This window comes from Streptomyces sp. WI03-4A (assembly GCF_033792105.1).
In the GTDB taxonomy this organism is placed as follows: Bacteria; Actinomycetota; Actinomycetes; order Streptomycetales; family Streptomycetaceae; genus Streptomyces; species Streptomyces collinus_A.
In genome coordinates this window covers 1-15,344 of sequence record NZ_JARAUO010000053.1, presented here as the reverse complement: position 1 = coordinate 15,344, position 15,344 = coordinate 1, and the positions used below count along the sequence as shown (strand labels likewise).

General features: G+C 74.2%; 9 protein-coding genes and 1 pseudogene. 4 read left to right on the top strand and 6 right to left on the bottom strand.

The features are described from left to right. Window positions 1–240 precede the first annotated feature (240 nt). The 4 genes and pseudogenes from eccE to PV343_RS35750 all read left to right on the top strand — a co-directional run bounded on the left by eccE (window position 241) and on the right by PV343_RS35750 (window position 6,141). Window positions 241–1,428, top strand: a complete 1,188-nt coding sequence (gene eccE, locus PV343_RS35760) for a type VII secretion protein EccE (RefSeq protein WP_388240961.1) — start codon at window positions 241–243, stop codon at window positions 1,426–1,428. Then, a complete protein-coding gene (locus PV343_RS35755) occupies window positions 1,428–2,192 on the top strand; it encodes a hypothetical protein (RefSeq protein ID WP_319151202.1) in 765 nt (254 codons plus the stop codon). The genes eccE and PV343_RS35755 overlap by 1 nt, the downstream gene beginning before the upstream one ends. Before the next feature lie 331 nt (window positions 2,193–2,523). Beyond that, window positions 2,524–2,604 (top strand): annotated as a pseudogene (locus PV343_RS40500) (SCO5717 family growth-regulating ATPase); the annotation flags it as partial. Between the two features lie 705 nt (window positions 2,605–3,309). Further along, window positions 3,310–6,141 carry an AAA family ATPase gene (locus PV343_RS35750; RefSeq protein ID WP_415923535.1) on the top strand — a complete coding sequence of 944 codons (2,832 nt, stop codon included), beginning with the start codon at window positions 3,310–3,312 and terminating at the stop codon, window positions 6,139–6,141. A 71-nt stretch (window positions 6,142–6,212) separates the two neighbouring features. On the opposite strand, the gene PV343_RS35745 is transcribed toward PV343_RS35750, so the two are convergent. From PV343_RS35745 to infB, 6 genes are all read right to left on the bottom strand, one after another. Next, the gene (locus tag PV343_RS35745) at window positions 6,213–7,160 is read right to left on the bottom strand and encodes a bifunctional riboflavin kinase/FAD synthetase (protein WP_319151200.1); all 948 of its coding nucleotides are present in this window, start codon (window positions 7,158–7,160) and stop codon (window positions 6,213–6,215) included. 140 nt (window positions 7,161–7,300) lie between these two features. Further along, complete coding sequence (locus PV343_RS35740; RefSeq protein WP_319151199.1) at window positions 7,301–10,966, bottom strand: trypsin-like peptidase domain-containing protein; 3,666 nt, start codon at window positions 10,964–10,966, stop codon at window positions 7,301–7,303. 272 nt (window positions 10,967–11,238) lie between these two features. Continuing rightward, the gene (truB, locus tag PV343_RS35735) at window positions 11,239–12,144 is read right to left on the bottom strand and encodes a tRNA pseudouridine(55) synthase TruB (RefSeq protein ID WP_319151198.1); all 906 of its coding nucleotides are present in this window, start codon (window positions 12,142–12,144) and stop codon (window positions 11,239–11,241) included. After that, the gene (gene rbfA / locus PV343_RS35730) at window positions 12,141–12,611 is read right to left on the bottom strand and encodes a 30S ribosome-binding factor RbfA (protein WP_319151197.1); all 471 of its coding nucleotides are present in this window, start codon (window positions 12,609–12,611) and stop codon (window positions 12,141–12,143) included. The genes truB and rbfA overlap by 4 nt, the downstream gene beginning before the upstream one ends. 49 nt (window positions 12,612–12,660) lie before the next feature. Next, window positions 12,661–12,954, bottom strand: coding sequence for a DUF503 domain-containing protein (locus PV343_RS35725; protein WP_020942564.1), 294 nt, complete (start codon window positions 12,952–12,954; stop codon window positions 12,661–12,663). A gap of 196 nt (window positions 12,955–13,150) precedes the next feature. Continuing rightward, on the bottom strand, window positions 13,151–15,344 hold a 2,194-nt coding region (gene infB / locus PV343_RS35720; RefSeq protein ID WP_319151196.1), incomplete at its 5' end, for a translation initiation factor IF-2.

Below are 15,344 nucleotides of genomic sequence, written 5' to 3'. Positions count from 1 at the left end.
GGGCTTGAAGAGACCGGAGCACCAGGGTTTTCGGGAGAGTTCGGGGGGTTTGGAGTGATGACTTCCGCAACGCGGACCCGGTCGCGATCGCAATCGGGGGCACGAGCGGATGACGCGGGTCGGTCGCGGGCCGGAGGCTCGTCCTCCTCCCGGCCGGACGGCCGCCCCTCACCCCCGTCCCAGCAGGGCGCCTTCACTCCGCACCCGGAGTCCCGCTCGGGACGCGGCGGTTCGTTCGCGGTGCAGCGACTGGTGCTGCTGGAGATCGCGGGTGCACTCGTGGTGTGCGGTTGGCTCGCGGGCACGGTCGCCCTGATCGTCGCCGTCGTGATCGCCGCGGTGCTGGTGGCCCTCGCCGTCGTACGGCGCCGGGGCCGCTCCATGCCGGAATGGCTCGGCACACTGCTGGCCCTGCGCGCCCGCAACCGGCGGGCCGCGGGCAACGTGGTGCCGCAGGGAACCGACTCCGGTCTCGCGCCCGCCGTGGAGTGCGACCCGGCCCTGCGCACGTACAGCTACAACCGCGGCGACGACCGCGACCAGCGGCCGATCGGCATGGTGGGCGACGGCGGCTTCCTCACCGCGGTGCTCCAGGTCGAGTCGGACGCCGACGCGCTGCGCGCGGAACACAGCCGCAGATCGCTGCCGGTGGCTCTGGTACGGGACGTCCTCGACGTGGACGGGATCCACCTGGAGTCGGCCCAGATCGTGGTGCACACGCAACCCGCACCGGCGCTCCATCTGCCCCAGCAGTCGGTCGTGGTCAGCAACTACGCCCCGCTGCAGGCCCAGACGGGCTCCCCCTCCGTGCGCATCACCTGGATAGCCCTGAAACTCGACCCCGAACTGTGCCCGGAGGCGGTGGCCGCGCGTGGCGGCGGCCTGCAGGGAGCCCAGAAGTGTCTGGCACGCTCCGCCCAGCATCTGTCGAGCCGGCTGACGGGTGCCGGGTTCAGGGCGAGCGTGCTGACCGAGGAGGAGCTGACGGCCGCCATCGCCACCTCCGCGTGCGCCAATCCGATGATCACCGCTCAGGCCGCCCAGACCGGGCGGGGCGAGGCGCCCCAGCGCCGAACCGAAGAGTCCGGTCGGAGCTGGCGCTGCGACAACCGCCGGCACACCACCTACTGGGTGCGCCGCTGGCCCTCCCTGGGCGGATCCGGGAGTTCGCTGGCCCAGTTGGTGGCGCAGTTGACCGCGGTCCCGGCCCTGGCGACGACCTTCAGTCTGACCCTGGCCAAGGGCGCGCAGCGGGACGTGACGATCACCGGCCATGTCCGCATCACCGGTCGCAGCAACCAGGAGCTGACCGACGCACGGCGTGATCTGGAGCGCGCGGCGCGACAGGCACGTACCGGCCTCGCCCGCCTCGACCGGGAACAACTCCCCGGCGTTCTCGCCAGCCTGCCGCTCGGAGGTGCCCGCTGATGGCCAGGACGACCACCGCCGCCCCGTCGGGCCGGACCTCGGAGACGCCCGGTTTCGGCGAGCGGCTGCGCACCGGTTTCGGCCTGCTCGGACCCCGGCATCCGCGGCACGTGCTGTCCCTGGAACAGGTCGACACGCTCGCCCTCCCCATCGGGGACGACGGTGTGGTCGCCGGGGTGGATGCCGAGGGGCAGCCGGCGGTGCTGGGGATCAACCGGCCCACGCCGTACGACGTCGTGCTCATCGGTGGCCTGTGGACGGCCCAGGTGCTGGCGCTGCGTACGGCGGCCACCGGGGCGCGGGTCGCCGTGGAGACCGGTCGGCCGCAGGCGTGGATGCAGATGGTGCACGCCATGGGCGGCGGGCAGAACGGCCTCGCCGTGTACGAGGTGGGGCGCGTGCCCCCGCAGGGCGCCTCGGCGGGTACGCCCGTCCTGGTGGTGCGGGACTGCGGCATGCGGCCGCCGCGCGGCCGGGTGGTGTCGGGTCCCTGGCAGTCCGTGCTGACGCTCCTGCCGTATCTCAGTCCCGTCGCGCCCCGCTTGCTGCGGCAGGCCCGGCTCACCGGCATCCAGCGGGTCTCGCCCGACGAGGCCGCCGAACTCGGGCGCACGATGGGGCTTTCGCGTACCGAGGTCGACTCGCTGCCGGGCCTGCCCGACGGTGTCACCCTGTGGTGCACCGACCGTGACCGGCAGTACGTGATGACCCAACCCACCGACGCCGAGATCGGATTGTTGGGCACACCGCGCCGGATGGACTGAACCGCCCCTGCCGTCCCTTTTGTTCGGCCCTCTTGTGTCGCCCATGTGGCGTCCGGGTGCCGCTCGTAGGTGGATTCCCCTCGGTTTGCCCGTGGTTCGGCCGCGGCTCGTGCCCGTCCGCGCGAGCCCAGGGGCGGGCGGGCCTGCCGAGGTGTGCCTCCTGGTGATTAGGCTGGGTGCGGGCGCGATGCCGAACCCGTGGACCAGGCGTCGTCGTCCCAGGGGGAGGGCCGGTGGTCCGGACCGCCTCGAAGGACCACGGACGACTTGAACGACACGACATGGTCGCCCCGGCACGGCATGAGGGTGCTCGACCACACCAGGAGGAACTGTGAGCAGCGATCGGGACGGGATCCGCGGGGGCTGGGCCACACCCGACGATGACCAGCCCGACGCGGAGTCGGCCATCGAGACCACGGGCGAGTTCACCATCGACTACGCCCCGCCCGCCTGGTACACGCAGAACGCGCAGAACGCGTCCACGGGGGCCGGAGGGGGCGGCGCCTCCGGCGGTGCGGGGCCGGCCGGGTCCGGCGGCGTTGCGGCTGCGGGGGGCGTTGCGGGTGCCGGTGGTCCTGTGGGGGCTGAAGGTGCCAGCGGTGCCGGTGGTGTCGGTGGGGCGCATGGTTCGGGTACGGCCGGCGGTCCGGCCGGCGGCGGTGGCTCGCCGCTTCCCCCGTTCGTTCCCGGTTCGGGTACGGCCGGCGGTCCGGCCGGCGGCGGTGGCTCGCCGCTTCCCCCGTTCGTTCCTGGGGCGCCCGTCGCGCAGCCGACTCCTCCGCCGCCGCATGCGACGCCTGCCGCCGGTACGGCGGCTCCGGCGGCTCCCTATCCTCCGTACGCCCCGCCGGCTCCTCCCGCACCGCCCGCGCCCGGGACTGGTGCCTCCTACCCTCCGCCCACCGGTGCTCCCTACGCCGCTCCCGCTCCTGCCGCCGGTGCTCCGTACGCTCCGCCCGTGCCGCCGACCGGGAATCCGGTTCCGATGCCTAGGCTGCCCGAAGGGTTCGAGCCCCAGCAGTCCCGGCAGCCGTCGCCGCCGGAGGCTCCGGCCGCTGCCGCGGCCCCCGCACCGGCCCCTGAGCCGGACAACGGGGACCTCGAGAGCGGAGCGACCATGCGGTTCTCCGCCGCCGCCCTGAAGCGTGAGATGGCCGAGATCGCCGAGCGCGCGGCGGCCGGTGAGAAGGCCGACGGTGCCGACGAGAGTCCCGCTGGGGGTTCTGGCGGCGAGGCCGGCGCAGGGGGCGACGGCAGCGCCGTATCCGCTGGTGAGGCTCCGGCCGAGGCGTCCTCCGCGGGTGACGCCGGGGACGGCGAGCCTGGTGCGGCTGTGACCGACGCCGAGGACACCGGTGACGACGACAGCACGGCCACCGACGCGGCCCAGGTCGACATCAAGGCCGAGGACGAGGCCGAAGAGGGCCGCCCGGCCGGGGACGCGACCGGGGTCGGGGAGGGTGGCAACGCCGGCAACGCTGACGGCGCCGAGGGCGCCGAGGGCGCCGGCGTCGCTTCGCCCCAGGCGGCCGGCACGGCCACCGCCACCGCCGAGCCCACCGACGCGGCGTCCGCCGAGGCCGAAGCCGACGCCAAGTCTCCTGCGGAGCCCTCCTCTGACGCCGTGTCCCCCGACGCCGCGCCGCCCCTCGCACCGCAGTCCACGGACGCCGTCACGCGGAACAGCACGCCCGAGCACACCGGAGCCGACAGCGCCGCTGCCGGTCAGGGTGCCCCGCACGTCGCGCCGCCCGCGCCCGAGCCGCAGCCGCAGCCGCAGCCGCAAGGTGCTCCGCCCGCCTGGGCGCCGCCGCCCTCCTCGCCGCAGGGCGGGCTGCCGCCGCTGCCGCCGTCGTACCAGCCCGCCGCTCCCGCCCCGGCGGCCCAGTGGCCCGCGCAGCCCGCGCCGCAGCAGCCGGGGCCGGTCCCCGGTCAGCCGCAGCCCGCCGCCGCGCAGGGGCCCGAGGGTGTGCCCGGGCCGCAGCAGCCGTTCCAGCCGCAGGCTCCGCAGCCCGCGCCCGCCGCCTGGAACCAGCCGGGCGTCCCCGGCCCGATGCCCGGACAGCCGTCGGCCGCCGCGCAGCAGCCCGGACCCACTCCCCCCGGTGGCTACGGCTTCCCGCAGCAGGGGCAGCAGCCGGTCCCGAACGGGGCCACCCCGCCGGGCGGCTACGGCTTCCCCCAGCCCGAGCAGCAGTCCGCCGCGCCCGGCGGACCCACCGGACCTACCCCGCCCGGCGGATACGGCTTCCCGCAGCAGCCCAGCACTCCCAACCCCCCGGCCCAGCAGGGCGGTTACGGCTTCCCCCAGCAGGAGGGCGTGTCCCCGCAGGGTGGCGAGCCGGGGCAGGTGCCGCAGCAGCCCGCGCCGCCGCAGGCAGTCGACCCGCGAGCCGGTGCCGCCTGGCCGCAGCCCGTCCAGCACGACCAGCGGCAGCCGACCAACCCGGGTGCCGCGCCGCTGGGTTACACGGCGGCCGTTGAGCTGTCCTCGGACCGGCTGCTCAACAACCGTAAGCAGAAGGCCAAGAGCGGCCGGCCCGCCGCCGCGTCGTCCCGCTTCAAGCTGGGCGGCAAGAAGGAGGAGGCCGAGCGGCAGCGGAAGCTGGAGCTGATCCGCACGCCGGTGCTGTCCTGCTACCGGATAGCGGTCATCAGCCTCAAGGGCGGTGTCGGCAAGACGACGACCACCACCGCCCTGGGCTCCACGCTCGCCTCCGAGCGGCAGGACAAGATCCTCGCCATCGACGCCAACCCGGACGCCGGCACGCTCGGCCGCCGGGTGCGCCGGGAGACCGGGGCGACCATCCGCGACCTGGTCCAGGCGATCCCGTACCTCAACTCGTACATGGACATCCGCCGGTTCACGTCCCAGGCGTCCTCCGGTCTGGAGATCATCGCCAACGACGTCGACCCGGCCGTCTCGACCACGTTCAACGACGAGGACTACCGGCGCGCCATCGACGTGCTCGGCAGGCAGTACCCGGTCATCCTCACCGACTCCGGCACCGGTCTGCTCTACAGCGCGATGCGCGGGGTACTCGACCTCGCCGACCAGCTCATCATCGTCTCCACCCCGTCCGTCGACGGTGCGAGCAGCGCCAGCACGACGCTGGACTGGCTGTCGGCACACGGTTACGCCGATCTCGTCTCGCGGTCGATCACCGTCATCTCCGGGGTCCGCGAGACCGGCAAGATGATCAAGGTCGACGACATCGTGTCCCACTTCGAGACGCGCTGCCGCGGGGTGATCGTGGTGCCGTTCGACGAGCACCTGGCCGCCGGTGCCGAAGTCGACCTCGACATGATGCGGCCGAAGGTGCGGGAGGCGTACTTCAACCTCGCCGCGATGGTGGCCGAGGACTTCGTACGGCACCAGCAGGCGCACGGGCTGTGGACCAACGACGGCAACCCGCCGCCGGTGGCCGCCCCGCCGATGCCGGGCCACCAGATGCCCGGCCAGCCGATGCCGGGACAGCCGGCGCCGGGCCAGTTGTACGGGCAGGTCCCCGGTCAGCCGTACCCGCAGGCCCCTGGTCAGCCGTACCCGCAGGCGCCGGGCCAGCCGTACCCGCCCGCGCCCGCGCCGGGTCAGCCGTTCCCCGCACCGGGGCAGCAGCCGTACCCGCCGCAGGAGGGCCAGGCCGGGCAGCCGTACCCGCCCCAGCAGGCGCAGCAGCCCTACCCGCCGCAGCAGGGACAGCCGGGGCAGCCGTATCCGGGGCAGCAGCCGGCACCGCAGCCCTACGCGCAGGGCGCCCCCGGCCAGCCGTACCCGCCGCAGCCCGGCTACCCCCAGCCCGGGCAGCCCCAGCCCCAGACCCAGCCGGAGCAGGCCGCCCAGGCCCCGCAGCCGCAGCCGCAGCCGCAGCCGCAGCCGCAGGCTCAGCCCCACCAGGGCCAACAGGTCCCGCAGGGGCAGCCGCCGCAGGCGCCCCCGCAGCAGTAGGGCGACACGACCGAGGGCGGCCGGTGCTCAGTGCACCGGCCGCCCTCGTATGTCACGGGTACCGCGGGGGGCTACGCCTCCGCCGCGACGATCTCTCGGCAGCGCTTCACGTCCTCGGCCATCTGCTCCAGCAGGGCTTCCAGCGACTCGAACTTGGCCTGGCCGCGGACGTAGGCGAGGAAGTCGACGGCGACGTGCAGGCCGTACAGGTCGAGGCCGACGCGGTCGATGGCGTACGCCTCCACCGTGCGCTCGGTGCCGTCGAACTGCGGGTTGGTGCCCACCGAGATGGCGGCCGGCATGATCTCGCCCTGCGCGTGCAGGTAGCCCGCGTAGACGCCGTCGGCGGGGATCGCGGTGTGCGGGAGCGTCTCGACGTTGGCCGTCGGGAAGCCCAGTTCGCGGCCGCGCTGGGCGCCGCGGACGACCACGCCCTCCACGCGGTGCGGGCGGCCCAGGATCTCCCGGGCGCCGGCCACGTCGCCCTCGGTGACCAGGCGCCGGGTCAGCGTGGAGGAGAAGGGCTGTCCGCCGCCGGCCTCGCCGGAGACGTACAGGTCGACGACCTCGACCTCGAAGTCGTAGATCTTGCCCTGTTCGGCGAGGAACTCGACGTCGCCCGCGGCTTTGTGGCCGAAGCGGAAGTTCGGGCCCTCGACGGCCGCCTTGGCGTGCAGCTTGTCGACCAGGACCTTGACCACGAAGTCGGCGGGCGACAGCTTCGAGAACTCGGTGGTGAAGGGGAGGACGAGGACCGCGTCGACGCCCAGGTCCGCCATCAGCTCGGCACGGCGGTGGTGCGGGGCGAGCAGCGGCGGGTGGCTGCCGGGGCGGACGACCTCGCTGGGGTGCGGGTCGAAGGTGACGACGACGGCCGGGACGCCCAGCTCACGCGCGCGGTCCACCGCGTGCTTGATGATCAGCTGGTGGCCGCGGTGGACGCCGTCGTAGGAACCGATGGTGACGACGCTGCGCCCCCAGTCCTGGGGGATGTCCTCCAAGCCACGCCAGCGCTGCACTGTGACCGCTCCTCGAACCCGTGTCCGTGTCTACCGTTGACCTCGTGTGCAGGTCTAAGGGTGCCATGCCGGGTGCCTTCGGCCCGCATCGGCATGGAGGCTGTGACCGGGCGCACGTTCACACCCGCGCGGCCGGCCGGTCAGGCCGGCACCCGCACCCCCGCCAGGTTCTCGATCATGCGGTGGGCGCTGGGGCCCACCACCGCGGCCCAGTCCTGCGGGGTCTCGCCCAGCCAGCGGGCCATCAGGGCGGCGAAGCCGGGGACGTGCCGGGCCAGGACGACCAGGCTCCAGTCGAAACGGGTGGCGCCCTCGGGGGTGCGGCCGAGGAGCAGGCCCGTGCGGTGGACCAGGGCGCGCAGCTCCGCGTCGCGGCCGTCGCCGTGAGGGGCCGCCGCGTGCAGGACGGCGTCCAGGACGTCCGGGTCACGCTCGTGGGTGAGCAGGACGTCGAGCAACTCGTCGCGCAGGGCGCGGGAGGCCGGGGCGCCGGGGGTGGCGAGGACGCCGGCGAGGGCCGCCCTGACCCGGTCGGAGCCGCTGTCGACCAGGGCGGTGACCAGGGGCAGCAGGGTGGCGCGGGCGGTCGGGCCGGTGTCGAGGCGGCGGTCGACGTAGGCGGCCAGGTGACCGGCGGCCTCGGGCCGCGGTGCCGCCGTCTCCTGGATCAGCGCGGCGATCCGGCCGGTGAGCGCCGGGTTGGTGACGCCGGCGAGGGCGTGCAGCGTCTCCCCGGTGTCCGGACCGCCGGCCAGGCGGGCCCCGAAGGCCTCCAGGACGGGTCCGGCGTGGGTGGTCAGGACGGGGATCAGGGCGTCGGGCGGGATCCGCGGGTCGCCGTCGGCGAAGTGGCGCAGGGCTTCGGCGAGGTACCGGGCGCGGGTCTGCGGGTCGCGGACCAGGAGGGTGAGCGCGCCGCCGTGCAGGGGGCGGTCGACGGGGCGGGCGAGCAGGGCGAGGGCGGCGTAGCGCAGCAGCTCGCGGTCGGCGGGCGCGTGGGCGTGGGCGGCCACGCGCAGCCCGGAGGCCAGGGCCGCGGCCCGCCGGGCGGGGTGCTCGTGGTGCGCCCAGCGGTCGACGGCACGGCAGACGGCGGAGGGCTCGTCCTCGGCGAGGACGGCGAGCAGCTCGTCGGCTCTGGGGTGCGGGCTGCGCACGAGCTGTTCGGTCAGTTCGTCCAGGGCGTCGTGCCGGTGGGTGTGCAGCAGCGCCTGCGCGGCGGTGGCGACGGTGGCGTACGGGGTCGCGGGCAGTGGCCGCTCGTCGTCGAACCACGCGATCAGATGGGGCTGTACGGCGATGGGGTCTGCGGCGAGCAGCCGGGCGGCGGCGTCGAGGTAGCGCTCGCCGGCGTGCTCCTCGCGGTCGCCGGGGCCGGACGGTGCGACGTCGGCCAGCACCAGGCGGCGCAGCAGCGCGCAGCGTTCCGCGTCCGGGAGGGGCAGCTCGGTCCAGAAGGTGGGGCCGAACTCGGCCGGTACGAGCCGCTGTTCGCGACGGCGGTCGACGATGTGGTCGGCGAGCAGGCGGAGGACGTCCGTGTACGGCGTCGCGTCCGGGACCTGGAGCAGGGTGCGGCCCAGCAGCCGGGCGGCCCACCAGGAGGCGGGGTCCCGGTCCAGGGCGTCGGCCAGGTCGCACAGGCGGGCGCCGAGTTCGCCGGGTCCCTGCTGGCGGCCGAGGAGGAGCAGGGACTGGACGACCGGGCCTGCCCGGTGGTGCGGGACGGGGAGCGGCTCGGTGCCGCCCGGCGGGTGGGGGCGGTGGATCAGGGCGTCCAGGGCCTCGTCGAGGTCGAGGTGCGTGCCCTGGATCCAGTCGGCCAGTTCCTCGTGGGCGAAGCGGTAGCCGGGGCCGGCGGGGACCAGGAGTCCTTCGGTGAGGACGGCGGAGGCCCAGCCGGAGCCGCCGCCGAGCCGGGCCGGGGCGGGTCCCCAGGGGAACAGCTCCTCGAAGGAGGCGCGGTCCAGGTGGCCCTGGCCGGGGCCGAGGCTGCGCCGCGCGGCCTCGTGCACCTGCCCGGCGACCCGGGCCGCGAGCCGCCGTACTGCCGTGCCGCGCAGGCCGTTGCCGGCGGCGAGGCGGACCGCGACGCGCAGGCACACGAGGTCGAGGTGGGCGGCGAAGACCTCGTGCCGGTCGACGGGCCGGGCGGGGGCCGCGTCGGGGAGTGCGGCGCGGACCTCGGAGAACAGGCGCAGGGTGAGCGGGTGGCGGGCGTCGCGGCCGGTGAGCGCGCCGTCGGGGATGCCGTGGCGGGCGCGGGCCAGGCGGGCCTCGTCCTCGCTGAGGCCGGACAGCGGGACGCACGGCGGCAGTGCGTGCCCGCCGTGCCGCGACCCGTGCAGCAGGTCCGCCGGGAACTCGGCGCCGGCCCGCTCCCAGTGCTCCTCCCGGCAGGCCACCACAAGGCGTGCCCCGGTCGCCCGCAGCCAGTCGGCCGTCCCCCCGGTCCACGCGGGCAGCCGCTGGGCGAGGGCCGACGGCATCTCCTCGGGGCCGTCGAGCAGGAGCAGCAGCGGGCGGCCTGCCTGCCGGGCGAGGCGGGCCAGGCGCGTGGGGGTGAGGTCGCCCAGGTCGGTGGGGTGCGTGCCGCGCGAGGCGGCGACGATGCGGGCGGCGCGGCGCAGGGCGCGGCGGGCGGCGTCGGCCACCGAGTCGTCGGTGTCCTTCAGGTCGGCGCCGCGCAGCCACAGGGTGGGCTGGGGCGGCTCGGTCCGGCCGCGGCGGCCGGCGAGGGCCGCGAGTTCCGTCGTACGGCCGCTGCCGGGGGCGCCGACGAGGCCGAGCACGCGGCGGTCGCCGACCGTGAAGGCGGACAACTCCCCTGCCACGTCGGCCCGTTCGACCGGGCGTACCGGCTGTGCGGGGCCGGTGCCGCCGGCGTGGAGGGCGTGGCTGTCCGTGGGGCCGTCCTGGCCCACCGAGGTGGCGGTCAGTTCGAGGACGCCGGCCAGGTTGAGGTCCGCGCCGTAGGCGGGCACGGTGGCCGCGTTGCGGACGAGCAGCTCGGCCAGGGGGCCCTCGGCGGGCCGCAGCGGGACCGCGAAACCGTAGTCGCGGCGGGCGGAGTGCAGGGCGGTGCCGAGGACACCGAGCACCGTGCCGGTCTCCGCGTTCAGCACCGGTCCCCCGGCGGCCCCTCCGCCGAGCCGGAGGGCGTCCTGGCCGGCCGTGCCGACGGCCAGTTCCAGGGCGTCCTCGATGAGGTGGAAGCGGTCGGTCGCGGTGTACGTCACCTGGGTGGCGGCCAGCACCCGCGCCTCGCGCCAGCAGCCCGCGGCGATGCGGACGTAGGTGCCGGCCTCGACGTGTTCACGGGTGGTCAGGGGCAGTGGCTCGACGTCCAGGCCCTCGGTGCGGATCAGGGCCAGGTCCTGCTCGGGCAGCGCGGTGACGGCGTCGGCGCCGACCACGCAGGTGCGGCCGGGTCCCGCGTGCAGCACCAGCCGGGCGAGCCCGTCGACGGCCTCGTGGCTGGTGAGGAGTGTGCCGTCGTGGTCGGCGAGGAAGCCGATGCCGCGTGGCCGGCCGGCCAGGTCGTGGATCCGGACGAGGACGTCCGTGCGAGCCGGCGCGACGGCGGGACCGGTGCTTTCGGCGCGGCCCGGGAGCGCGGTCACTCCCGCGCGGTCGGCGCCGGCGGCCGCCTCGTGCGCACGGTCGGCGACGCCACCCGCAGCGTGCTCCCGGTCGGCGGCTGCGCCTGCCGCGTCCGCGTAGTCGCCGGAGGCGCGCGCTTCCGTACGGTCGGCCGGCGCGCCGGGGGCACCGGTACGGCTCGCCTCACCGCTCGGTCCCGCCATGGCCTACCTCCCCGCCCCTGCCACGCCCCTGTCCACGTGTCCTCACCTTCGACGGTAGGCACGTGATGATCAGCGGGACAGGTCGCAAGGGGAAAGCGCCCCCTTCCGCTCCCCCGCTTCACTCCGAGCGCCTGCCCGGTCGGGTGAATACGCGGGAGCGGCTGGATAACCCTAGGGGTGGGGGAACCGAGGGGGGACCGTGGAGCGGCGGCGAGTGGCAGTACCCCGTGGCCGCCGCTCCACGGGCAGTGCCCGTGGCGGGGTGCTCAGGGTCAGCCGAAGACGGCCAGGCTCTTCGCCTTGCCCTTGTGCTCCTCGACCAGGGCGAGGAGGCGGCTCTCGGGGCCGAACACGGCGACGGGGCCGGCGCCCGTGTACTCCTCGGGCATCTCCAGGCGCACGCCGTTGAGGAGCAGCCGGGAGCGCTTGGCGTCGACGTCCCAGCGCGGGAACGCGGCCGAGGCGGCCTCGGCGACGGGCATCACGGTCAGCTCCTGCTGGAGCTGTTCGAGCGTCTTCGCGGCGTCCAGCTTGTACGGCCCGACGCGGGTGCGGCGCAGCGCGGTCAGATGGCCGCCCACGCCCAGGTCGGCGCCGAGGTCACGGGCGAGGGCCCGGATGTAGGTGCCGGAGGAGCAGACCACCGAGACCACCAGGTCGAGCACGGCGGTCCCGTCCTCGGCCACGGCGTCCCGGACGTCGTACACGGCGAAGGAGGAGACGGTCACCGGACGGGCGGGGATCTCGAAGTCCTCACCCTCGCGGGCCCGCTTGTAGGACCGCACGCCGTCGATCTTGATGGCGCTGACCTTGGACGGCACCTGCATGATGTCGCCGGACAGCTTGGCGACGCCGGCGTCGATGGCGTCGCGGGTCACCTTGGAGGCGTCGGTGGAAGAGGTGATTTCCCCCTCGGCGTCGTCGGTGACGGTGTTCTGGCCCAGGCGGATGGTGCCCAGGTACTCCTTCTCCGTGAGGGCGAGGTGCCCGAGGAGCTTGGTGGCGCGCTCGACGCCGAGGACGAGGACGCCCGTCGCCATCGGATCGAGGGTGCCGGCGTGGCCGACGCGGCGCGTGCGTGCGATACCGCGCATCTTGGCGACCACGTCGTGCGAAGTGAAGCCCGACGGCTTGTCGACGATGACGAGGCCGTCGGGCGTGGTGTGCTTCTGCGTCATTCCGCGGCGTCGCCGTCCGTGTCGGTCGTGTCGGCGGCCTCTTCGTCGGCCGGCTTGCGGTACGGGTCGGCGCCACCCGCGTACGCGGCGCCCGCGGAGGCCTCGCGGACCTTCTCGTCGGACTGCCGCGCCTTGTCGAGGAGGTCCTCGATGGTCTTGGCGGTGTCCGGGAGCGCGTCCGCGACGAAGGTGAGGGTCGGGGTGAACTTCACGCCCGCGGCGCGGCCCACCTCGGAGCGCAGGATGCCCTTGGCGCTCTCCAGGCCGGCGGCCGCTTCCTTCCGCTCCTCGTCGTCCCCGTAGACCGTGTAGAAGACGGTCGCCTCTCGCAGGTCGCCCGTGACCCGGGTGTCCGTGATGGTGACGTGCGAGCCGAGCCGCGGGTCCTTGATCCCGCGCTGCAGCTTCTGGGCCACCACCTCCCGGATGAGGTCCGCCAGCCTTTTCGCCCGCGCGTTGTCGGCCACTGGTCCGTCTCCCGTTCTTTCTTCTTCTACGTTCTCAGGTGTTCTGGGTCTAGTCGTCGTCGCCGTGGATGCGCCGTCGTACGGACAGCAGTTCCACTTCGGGGCGGCCGGCGACCAGCCGCTCGCACCGGTCCAGTACGTCGGTGAGGTGCGTCGCGTCGCCGGAGACCACGGCGAGGCCGATGATCGCCCGCCGGTGGAGGTCCACATGGTCCACCTCCGCCGCGCTCACGGTGTACTTCCGCTGGAGTTCGGCGACGATCGGGCGGACGACGGAGCGCTTCTCCTTCAGCGAGTGGACGTCGCCGAGGAGCAGGTCGAAGGACAGAGTCCCCACGTACATGTGTCACCGGTTCACCCGCCGGTCCGGGATCGATGGCCCCGGGTCCGTGTGGCCGGGGACATCAAGAACGGTACCCCGTTCCCGCCTCGGGCTCGACGGGGTTTTACCGCGCCCGGACCCGCCGTGGCGGGCCCGGGAACGGCACGCTGGCCGACGGGACCGGAGTCCCGTCGGCCAGCTTCAGCCACCGTGGGTGCTACACCCGCGGCTTCTCCCGCATCTCGTACGTCGCGATGACGTCGTCGACCTTGATGTCGTTGAAGTTGCCGAGGTTGATACCACCCTCGTAGCCTTCGCGGATCTCGGTGACGTCGTCCTTGAAGCGACGCAGGCCCTCGATGTTGAGGTTCTCCGCGACCACCTTGCCGTCGCGGATGAGGCGCGCCTTGGTGTTGCGCTTGACCTCGCCGGACCGGATGAGCACACCGGCGATGTTGCCCAGCTTGGACGACTTGAAGACCTCGCGGATCTCCGCCGTGCCGAGCTCGACCTCCTCGTACTCCGGCTTGAGCATGCCCTTGAGGGCCGCCTCGATCTCCTCGATCGCCTGGTAGATGACCGAGTAGTACCGGACGTCCACACCTTCGCGCTCGGCCATCTGCGCCGCGCGGCCGGCCGCGCGGACGTTGAAGCCGATCACGATGGCGTCGGAGCCCATCGCCAGGTCGATGTCGGACTCCGTGACCGCACCGACGCCGCGGTGCAGGACGCGGATGTCGACCTCTTCGCCGACGTCCAGCTGGAGCAGCGAGGACTCGAGGGCCTCGACCGAACCGGACGCGTCACCCTTGATGATCAGGTTCAGCTGCTGGACCTCGCCGGCCTTCAGGACCTTGTCCAGGTCCTCCAGCGACACGCGGCGCGTGCGCTTGGCGAAGGCGGCGTTGCGCTCACGGGCGGCACGCTTCTCGGCGATCTGACGGGCCGTACGGTCCTCGTCCACCACCAGGAAGTTGTCACCCGCACCCGGGACGTTGGTCAGGCCCAGGACCTGGACCGGCGTCGACGGGCCGGCCTCGGCGACGTTGTTGCCGTTGTCGTCGAGCATGGCGCGCACGCGGCCGTAGGCGTCGCCCACCACCATCGTGTCGCCGACCCGCAGGGTGCCTCGCTGGACGAGGACCGTCGCCACGGCACCGCGGCCGCGGTCGAGACGGGACTCGATCGAGATGCCCTGAGCGTCCTGGGCCGGGTTGGCCCGCAGGTCGAGCGAGGCGTCGGCCGTGAGGACCACGGCCTCCAGCAGCGAGTCGATGTGCAGACCCTGCTTGGCGGAGATGTCGACGAACATCGTGTCGCCGCCGTACTCCTCGGCCACCAGGCCGTACTCGGTCAGCTGACCGCGCACCTTGGTCGGGTCGGCACCCTCGACGTCGATCTTGTTGACCGCGACCACGATCGGCACGTCGGCCGCCTTGGCGTGGTTCAGCGCCTCGACCGTCTGCGGCATGACGCCGTCGTTGGCCGCGACGACCAGGATCGCGATGTCGGTCGACTTCGCACCACGGGCACGCATGGCGGTGAACGCCTCGTGACCCGGGGTGTCGATGAAGGTGATCTTGCGCTCTTCGTCGTTGACCTCGGTGGAGACCTGGTAGGCACCGATGTGCTGGGTGATGCCGCCGGCCTCGCCCGCGATGACGTTCGTCTTGCGGATGGCGTCGAGCAGTCGGGTCTTACCGTGGTCGACGTGACCCATGACGGTGACGACCGGCGGGCGGACCACCAGGTCCTCCTCGTCGCCCTCGTCCTCGCCGAACTCGATGTCGAAGGACTCGAGCAGCTCGCGGTCCTCCTCCTCGGGACTGACGATCTGAACCGTGTAGTTCATCTCGCCGGCGAGGAGCTGCAGGGTCTCGTCGGAGACCGACTGCGTGGCCGTGACCATCTCGCCGAGGTTCATCATGACCGCGACGAGCGACGCCGGGTTGGCGTTGATCTTCTCCGCGAAGTCCGTGAGCGACGCGCCGCGGGAGAGACGGATGGTCTCGCCGTTGCCGCGCGGCAGCATCACGCCGCCGACGCTCGGGGCCTGCATGGCCTCGTACTCCTGGCGCCTCTGCCGCTTCGACTTGCGGCCACGACGCGCGGGACCACCGGGACGGCCGAAGGCGCCCTGCGTGCCACCGCGGCCACCGGGACCACCGGGACGGCCGCCGAAGCCGGGACGGCCACCGCCGCCACCGCCGGGACCACCCGGACGGCCGGCGAAGCCGCCGCCACCGCCACCGGGACCGCCGGGACGACCGGCGAAGCCGCCGCCACCGCCACCACCGGGACGACCGGCGAAGCCGCCGCCACCGGGACGACCGCCGCCGCCACCGGGACGACCGGCACCGCCGGGACCGCGACCGCCGCCACCGGGGCCGGGACGCGGGCCGGCAGCGGGA

Coding starts and splice junctions, on each gene's coding strand:
- PV343_RS35755 (WP_319151202.1), top strand. CDS start 1,428: ATGGCCAGGACGACCACCGCCGCCCCGTCGGGCCGGACCTCGGAGACG.
- PV343_RS35750 (WP_415923535.1), top strand. CDS start 3,310: ATGCGGTTCTCCGCCGCCGCCCTGAAGCGTGAGATGGCCGAGATCGCC.
- PV343_RS35740 (WP_319151199.1), bottom strand. CDS start 10,966: ATGGCGGGACCGAGCGGTGAGGCGAGCCGTACCGGTGCCCCCGGCGCG.
- truB (WP_319151198.1), bottom strand. CDS start 12,144: ATGACGCAGAAGCACACCACGCCCGACGGCCTCGTCATCGTCGACAAG.
- PV343_RS35725 (WP_020942564.1), bottom strand. CDS start 12,954: ATGTACGTGGGGACTCTGTCCTTCGACCTGCTCCTCGGCGACGTCCAC.